This window comes from Streptomyces sp. NPDC058289 (genome assembly GCF_042880975.1).
Classification (GTDB): domain Bacteria; phylum Actinomycetota; class Actinomycetes; order Streptomycetales; family Streptomycetaceae; genus Streptomyces; species Streptomyces stoeckheimensis.
The window spans coordinates 37,251-43,319 of sequence record NZ_JBHVYI010000074.1 but is presented as its reverse complement, the minus strand read 5'-3'; the positions used below and the strand labels follow the sequence as shown (position 1 = coordinate 43,319).

Sequence of the window (6,069 nt, the reverse complement as noted above, 5' to 3'; positions counted from 1 at the left end):
CCGCTTTTGTTTTTTTTAAGACCCCGGCCCGGCCCCCGGTCCGGGCCCTTAGCCGGGGGCGCGGGCCCCGGCCCCGGCCCGGCGCCGCGACGCGGCGAAGCCCAGCGCCACGTCGGCCGCCAGGAACACCAGCAGGCTGATCCCCAGCATCGGTACGAACCAGCCCACGACGGCCGTCGCCGCGGCCAGCGGCAGCAGCACCGTCACCGGCAGCTTCCGCCACGCTCCGCGCGGCTGCGGCCGGCCGGCCGACAGCTTGCGCTCCTTGGTCGGGCGGCGCAGCCACCACATGCGGTAGCCCCAGACGACCATGGACATCACCAGGACCGCCAGCACGGCCAGGGCCAGCTGGTTGGCGAGCCCGAAGGTCAGGCCCATGTGCAGGTCGATGCCGAAGCGGGTCAGCTGGGCGGGCAGCGGGTGGTCGGCGAAGCGGAGTTCGTCCATGACCCGGCCGTCGGCGGGGTCCACGGAGACCGCGTCCAGGTGCACCGGCACCTGCTTGTCCTGCTCCTTGACCACGTAGCCCTTGCCCGCGGCGGGCAGGGTGATCCGCAGCGACTCGGTGACCCCGGCGGACCGGGCCGCCGCCACCGCTCCGTCGATGCCGATGACATCGACCGGGACGGGCGCCGCCGCCTGCTCACCGGCGGCCGCGCCGTGCCCGGCGTGCTCGCCGCCGGCGTCGGCGGCCGGGGCGCCGGGGAGCTTGGCGGCCACGGCCGGGGTGCCCCCGCCGAGACCGTCCTTGAGTTCCCCGATGTTCTCGCCGGCGTACCGCGACCAGGTCAGGCCGGTGGCGGAGAGGCCCACGAGGCCGAGCACGATCCAGACGCCGACGGATCCGTGCCAGGACAGGGTCTTGCGGCGGCCGGCCGCCTTGCGGAACTCGGGCACGACGAGGGCGGCCTTACGGGCCCGCTTGCGGCCGATCCACAGCGCGAGCCCGCCCAGCGCGACCACCCACAGCCAGCTGGCGGCGAGCTCGCTGTAGTTCCGGCCGAACTCCCCCACGTGCAGGCTGGAGTGGAACTCGCTCAGCCAGGCCCGCAGCGGCAGTGCGTCGCCGACGGTGGTGAGCTTCCCGCGGACCTCGGCCGTATACGGATCGACGAACACGGTGAGCGTCTCGCCCTCGGCGAGTCCCGGGCTCTCCATGATCACCCGGGTGGTGGCGTCCGCCTCCGGCGCGGGCCACACGGCCGCGACCGTGCCCTGGGGCGCGGCGTTCTTGGCCGCGTCGACCTGGGCGGCGAGCGGCTGCGCGCTCGCGCCGACGCGGTCGACCGTCAGCTGGTCGGCGTAGAGGATCTTCTCGGCCTGCCAGGAGCCGGCGTAGAGCAGCCCGGTGGTGGCGGCGACGAGCAGGAGCGGGGCGATCAGCACCCCGGCGTAGAAGTGCAGGCGCAGGAGCAGCGGCCGCAGGGCGGCCCAGGTACCGGGCGTGCGGGCGGGGGCGGTTCCGGGCTCGGTTCCGGGCTCGGTTCCGGTTCTGGTTCCGGCTTCGGTTCCGATTCCAGCTTCGGTTCCGATTCCGGCTTCGGTTTCGGTTTCGGGTGCGTCGGGGTCCGCTGCGCGGACGACGGCCTCGTCGAGAGACATGGGTGTCCTAGGTGTTGGCGAAGACAGGGGTGAGCGGCCCCAGGTCTCGCCCCCTCACCCGGGACGGGGAGGGCGCGCCGTTCGGTCAGGCGCGGGCAGGACGGCCGGGGGCCGTGATACGGATCCGTCCGCGCGCGGGCGGCCCGCGCCGCTCGGCGGTGTGCGCGTGCACGGCACCGCGCAGGGTGCGCGGCCGCTGGTACCCGGCGGGCCGGAACGCCGGCGCCGGCGGTACGGGGATCCCCCGCGCGCGGAGCAGGGCGAGGATCCGGGAGAGCGGCCGGGCGGCGAGCAGCGCCCCGGCCGCGAGGACGGCGGTGAACCGGAAGACGGCGGCCTCGCCCCAGGCCAGCCAGAGCGCGCAGAAAAGCCCGGCGAGGACGTGCGCGGCGATCATGCCGAGCCCGTCGTGGGCATGGCCGGCGGCCATGTCGCCCATGCCGGCCATGGCGCTCATGCCGTCCATGGCGCTCATGCCGTCCATGGAGTGCGCGCCGTGCACGGCATCCGCGGCCGCACCCTCCATGCCGCCGCCCGCGCCCGCGCCCATGTCCATGTCCATGCCGCCGCCCTCACCTCCGCCCGCCTGGTGCCGGCCACCGGCCGAGGCGGAGAAGACGAGGTGCAGGACCGCCTGTACGGCGAGCAGCCCCGCGGCGATGGAGAGGGGTCCGCGCCGGCGCCCGGCGGAGAGCCAGGCGAGCCCTCCGGTCAGCCCGAATGCGGACAGAACGCCCAGCGCGGGAAGGTCCGTACCTGACATGTACGAATGCCCCGCCGCACCCAGTGCGACGGCCACCGCCGCGAAGAGCGCGGCCCGCATGGCGCGCATCGGCGCGGGGCTGTGTGACATGACCTGCGCATGTTGCCACGGCCCCCCGCCTCGCCGTACGGCACCCCCGTGGCCGATCATGGACCGATGAGCCCCCTGTCCTTGACGGTCCCGCTGAGCGCGGTGTACACGGGTGCGGTCCAGCTCGGGGCGTACGCCCTGGAGCGGCTGGATCCGGCGGCGCGGGAGCGGCTGCTGCGCCGGTGCTCCACCCACACCGACAACCTGGACGCCGGCCGCTGGGAGACCCTGCCGGCCAGCGCCTTCCTCGTCGAGGAGCCGATGCCGCTGCCGTACGCGCTCCTCCTGGCGGCCGTTCTCGGGTACGCCGAGTACGCGTACGGGGCCTGGTGGACGGCGGCCGCCTTCCTGTTCGGGCACGTCACGGCCACCCTGCTGGTGTACGGGGTGCTCCGCCGGACGGCCGACGTCCGGACCCGGCGGGCGGTGGACGTGGGCACCAGCTACGGGTTCAACACCGTGCTCGGGGCCTTGACCTCGGCGCTTCCGCGCGGGCCGGTGCGCACCACCGCCCGGGCCGGTCTGCTGGCACTCGCGGTCCGCCCGGTGCTGCGGCGGGAGCGAACCTTCACCGATGCCGGGCACCTGGTGGCCCTGGGGCTCGGCCTCGGAGTCTCGCTGGCCGCCGATTACCTTTCCGGAGCGAAATCTCCGAAAATCATACGGATGACACGCGTCACCCAGCGCGCTTCATTCCGAGCCATCCACTTCTCTGATCATTCGATTCTCTGATCACGTTTCTCTGATCACGTTGGAGCCGCCACGATGACCGTCACCACCGCCAAGACCGTCGCCAACCTCCGGGACCTCGGTGGCACCCCGCTCGCCGGGGGCCGCAGCGTCCGCCCGGGTCTGGTGCTGCGCTCCGGCCAGCTCGACCGGCTCGACCTCGACGTCGACCAGGCGGTGGCCGCGCTGGGCATCGGCACCGTCATCGATTTCCGCACCGGCGTGGAGCGCGGCGAACACCCCGACCGGGTGCCGGCCGGCGCCCGGCTGCTCATAGCCGACGCCCTGGCCGACAAGATGGCGGCCGACAGCACGGGCGACGGCGGCCCGGGGAAGATACCCGCCGCCCAGCTCAAGGAGATCCTGTCCGACCCGGTGGTGGCGGAGGAGCACCTGGGCGGGGGCAAGGTGCAGGCCCTGTTCACCAGCCTCTACCGCTCCCTGGTCAGCTCCGCCTCCGCGCAGTCCGCGTACCGGCTGCTGCTCACCGAGCTCGCCGACCCGCAGTCGGGGCCGGTGCTCTTCCACTGCACGGCCGGCAAGGACCGTACGGGCTGGGGTGCGACCGTGGTCCTGTCGCTGCTCGGCGCCGACGACGAGACGCTGATGAGCGAGTACCTGTCGGTCAACCCGGCGGTGCGGATCGCCTTCGCCCCGATGATCGAGGGCTTCACGGCGGCCGGCGGCGACCCGGACATCGCGCTGGCACTGATCGGCGTCTTCCCCTCCTACCTGGAGGCCGGGCTGGACGAGGTGAACACGCGCTACGGCTCGATCGAGAAGTACGTGCGCGAGGGACTCGGCGTCTCCGACGAGACGGTCGAGGCTCTGCGCGCCCGCCTGATCGTCTGAGGCCTCCGGCTGGATCCGCCGCCGGCGGTGGGAGAACCGGTCCGAACATGCGCGCTGGGACCCGGTGACCATCCGACCATTCGCTCGTTCTGCTGAACGTGACTGCGCCGGATACCGCCACCCGCCCCCTCTCCCCCGATGTCGAGCAGGCCGAGGCCGCCATCGTCGAGCACTATCCCCGGCTGGTGCGGCTGGCCTACCTGGTGCTGCCGCCCTCCCTCGGCCGCAATCGGCGGGTCCTCACCGCCCACTCGCTGGCCCAGCGCGCCCTGCCGCGCGGGCGGCGGGACGGGGCGGCCGCCGCGCAGGCCGCGGTGCAGGGCGGGGTGCCGGGGCAGCGGGGCGGGGCGGGTCCCGAGTCCGGGTACGCGTACGTACGGCTGCGCGTGCTGCGGTCCGCGCTGGAGGCCGGGATCCCGCTGACGTTCCGCGCGCTGCCCCGGCGGGCGCAACTGCCGCCGGTGCTCCCCCAGGTGTGGGGGCTGCGGCTGTTCCCGCGCTCGGGCGGGGCCGAGGAGCTGGCGCTCGACCAGTGGCTGGCCACCCTCGACGGGCCCGGCCGGGCCGCGTGTGTCCTGCGGGCGCTGGAGCGACTGCCCGAGCCGGAGGTGCTGCGGGTGCTGACCGAGGCGGGGGTGGTCAACCCGGCCGCCGCCGTCGCGGAGTCCGGGGACCCGTCGACCGACGAGCTGTTCGCCTCCCCCGAGTTCGACCCCTGCGTGCTCCAGGCCCGGCCCACCGACCTGCTGCGCCGCCGTCGGCTCGTGCGGGCCGGGATCGCCGCCGGGATCGCCCTCGCCGTGTGCGGGGTGCTGCTCTCGCTGCCCGGCGGCGGGTGGGGGGCCGACGGGGCCGCGGCCCCGCTCTACGCGAAGAACGCGGCGGCGGAGCAGGCGCTGGACCCCGGGCAGCTGGTCCGGGTCGCGCCCACGGTCTGGCGTACGGCCTCCCGTACCGACTACTCCGGCTGGCCCGCGCGCGGCGACCGCGTCGACGATGCCGCGCTGCTGCGGCGGGCGCTGGCCGTCTGGGCCCGGCCGGGCCGTTCGGTCGTGGTCTCGGCCACTCCCGGCACCCCGTCGGGGCCGCCGATGGGGCCCCCGCAGCTGCTGTTCGCCGGGACCGTCGACCAGGCCGTCGTGGTCCTGCTGTACGACGGCCTGCGCGTGGTGCGGTACGCCGAACCGCGCTCCGGCACCGAGATCGCCGCCCTCGACTTCGCCCGGACCGACGGCGCCTCGGCGGACACGGCGGCGGCCCTGGTGCTCAGCCGGGTCGACGGCAACGTCCGCTATCTGACGGCTCCCTGGGTGACGGCCGCGACGCAGCGGGACCTGCTGAAGCCGGGGGACGCCCCGACGGGACTGGAGCTGACGCCGGAGGGGATCACTCCGCCGGTGCCGAGCCCCGCCCCGGAAGGCACCTGTACGAATTGGACCGCGCTGGCCATGACCGGTGACGGCGCGACCCGGCTGATCACCGACCTGGGCGAGCTGACCCCGGCCCGGCTGACCTCGGGGGCGCCGGGCGCCGAGCGGAACGTGACGGAGGGCGCGGAGCTGGGCGACTGGTCGCGGATCGCGTGCCTGCTGCCTTCGGTGCGCTCGCACGGGGTGCGCACGGTCAACGCGTGGACGTACGCGAAGCAGCCGCTGCCCGAGGGCGACGGCACGGCGACCTGGCTGTGCACCCGGGCGGAGACCTGGCAGGGCACGGCGGACCGGGTGCAGGCGCAGTTCCTGGCCCCGGGCGCGCCGCTGGCGGCGCAGGCGGCGAAGGCGGAGGGTTCGCCGGCGTGCGGGCCGCGGGAGCCGCGGGTGCTGGCCGGGGTGCTGTGGAAGTCGAAGGCCGGGCAGTGGTACGTCCTGGCGGCGGGCAGTGCGCAGTTCGCCTCGCTGACCGTGGGCGGCGGCCAGGTGAGCGGGGTCGCGGTGGGCAACCGGCTGGCGGTGAAGGCTCCGGCGGGAGCCCAGGTGGAGCTGACCGGCAAGCTCACGGACGGTTCGAAGGCGGGGGTGTTGAGGTAGTCCCGG

At 74.8% G+C, this 6,069-nt stretch carries 5 protein-coding genes; 3 read left to right on the top strand and 2 right to left on the bottom strand.

The window, feature by feature from the left end; all coding sequences use genetic code 11:
* Positions 1-48: 48 nt before the first annotated feature.
* Positions 49-1,602 (bottom strand): PepSY-associated TM helix domain-containing protein, encoded by a 1,554-nt coding sequence (locus ACFVX6_RS30120; protein ID WP_389696762.1) that lies wholly within the window; start codon positions 1,600-1,602, stop codon positions 49-51.
* Positions 1,603-1,687: 85 nt separating this feature from the next.
* A complete protein-coding gene (locus ACFVX6_RS30115) occupies positions 1,688-2,455 on the bottom strand; it encodes a hypothetical protein (protein WP_389696760.1) in 768 nt (255 codons plus the stop codon).
* Between the two features lie 66 nt (positions 2,456-2,521).
* Between ACFVX6_RS30115 and ACFVX6_RS30110 the strand changes: the two genes are divergently transcribed.
* The 3 genes from ACFVX6_RS30110 (at position 2,522) to ACFVX6_RS30100 (ending at position 6,063) form a co-directional block, all read left to right on the top strand.
* Positions 2,522-3,187 carry a rhomboid-like protein gene (locus ACFVX6_RS30110; RefSeq protein WP_389696758.1) on the top strand — a complete coding sequence of 222 codons (666 nt, stop codon included), beginning with the start codon at positions 2,522-2,524 and terminating at the stop codon, positions 3,185-3,187.
* A gap of 33 nt (positions 3,188-3,220) precedes the next feature.
* Complete coding sequence (locus tag ACFVX6_RS30105) at positions 3,221-4,036, top strand: tyrosine-protein phosphatase (RefSeq protein ID WP_389696756.1); 816 nt, start codon at positions 3,221-3,223, stop codon at positions 4,034-4,036.
* Positions 4,037-4,134: 98 nt separating this feature from the next.
* Positions 4,135-6,063, top strand: coding sequence for a hypothetical protein (locus ACFVX6_RS30100; RefSeq protein ID WP_389696755.1), 1,929 nt, complete (start codon positions 4,135-4,137; stop codon positions 6,061-6,063).
* Positions 6,064-6,069 lie beyond the last annotated feature (6 nt).

Excerpts from the sequence above, each read along its gene's own strand:
- ACFVX6_RS30115 (WP_389696760.1), bottom strand. The coding sequence starts at position 2,455 with ATGTCACACAGCCCCGCGCCGATGCGCGCCATGCGGGCCGCGCTCTTC.
- ACFVX6_RS30110 (WP_389696758.1), top strand. The coding sequence starts at position 2,522 with ATGAGCCCCCTGTCCTTGACGGTCCCGCTGAGCGCGGTGTACACGGGT.
- ACFVX6_RS30120 (WP_389696762.1), bottom strand. The coding sequence starts at position 1,602 with ATGTCTCTCGACGAGGCCGTCGTCCGCGCAGCGGACCCCGACGCACCC.
- ACFVX6_RS30105 (WP_389696756.1), top strand. The coding sequence starts at position 3,221 with ATGACCGTCACCACCGCCAAGACCGTCGCCAACCTCCGGGACCTCGGT.